The organism is Oleiphilus sp. HI0066 (assembly GCF_001635725.1).
On sequence record NZ_LWFH01001447.1, the window covers coordinates 1 to 960 of the forward strand.

General features: G+C 43.0%; 2 protein-coding genes. Both read right to left on the reverse strand.

Going from position 1 to position 960, the window contains the following annotated elements; all coding sequences use genetic code 11:
• Positions 1-47 precede the first annotated feature (47 nt).
• A complete protein-coding gene (locus tag A3738_RS22585; protein WP_068501515.1) occupies positions 48-341 on the reverse strand; it encodes a hypothetical protein in 294 nt (97 codons plus the stop codon).
• A 16-nt stretch (positions 342-357) separates the two neighbouring features.
• The gene (locus tag A3738_RS22590; RefSeq protein WP_068501512.1) at positions 358-933 is read right to left on the reverse strand and encodes an Ig-like domain-containing protein; all 576 of its coding nucleotides are present in this window, start codon (positions 931-933) and stop codon (positions 358-360) included.
• Between the last annotated feature and the right edge of the window lie 27 nt (positions 934-960).

The window sequence follows — 960 nt, forward strand, 5'->3', positions numbered from 1 at the left end:
TATAAAAATCTGAGTTTGTTGGCGAGCTTTTTCTCAACCATGCCTTTCTATGATTGAATTTCCTCCTCCATAAATTCTAACTGAGATACTTTCGCGAGACGTTCGCGATGCAAGCCCTTGGCTTGCTGCTTCAGCTGATCTAAGCGCTGATCAGCAATCGACAACTCGCTATTTAAGTTATCAATCGCAAGCTCAAATAGACGCTGCGCGGTAGAGCTTTGTTCAGTTAACCAACCATCGGGGAGACTAGATGTATTGATAACGGGCAAACTTAAGTTCGCGCTCATATCGAGCTTGGCTGTCAACAATGCTTCGCGAATTGAAAGCTCATGACTTTGCATAAGTAAACGATAATGCTCAGCGCCTGCAAACTATAGTAAACAAACCTCCGTTAGACCCTCGAACTTCAGCACCAACGTTAGATCCAATTCCATTAATGGCCACTATTTCAGCAAAGTCTGCATACAATTCATCGTTCGATGTAACATTTACCCCTGCGAGAATAGTGCTTTCTTCGGTAGAAAATACATCGTCTTGGGCAAGAATCGAGTCGCCATCTACAACGGTTACAGTTACAATTACTGATGCGACTGAAGAACTTGTGCCGTCTGATACAGTGTAAGTGACAATCATATTTGCTGTTTCACCCGCTGCGAGATATTCAAAACCGGTTGTAGCATAAAGAAATATCGATCCATCAGAGAATATTCGGAACTCCCCTCCATTTGACCCGGTTACCGTTACCTCTCCGTCATTTAAGCTTTGTCCCTCAACAGACACGATCTCAAGTGGATCACCATCTTCATCTTGATCATTCTTTGGCGATCCCGAGAGATCAAACTTGTTGCCAAAAATAGAAAAGACGTAGCCCAGTTGTTTGTTTTCTCCTGAGGTTATCGAGTACGCATCATCGTTTACTATTGGTCCGGCCATTTACAGTATCCTTTGTATCGTTGTTTA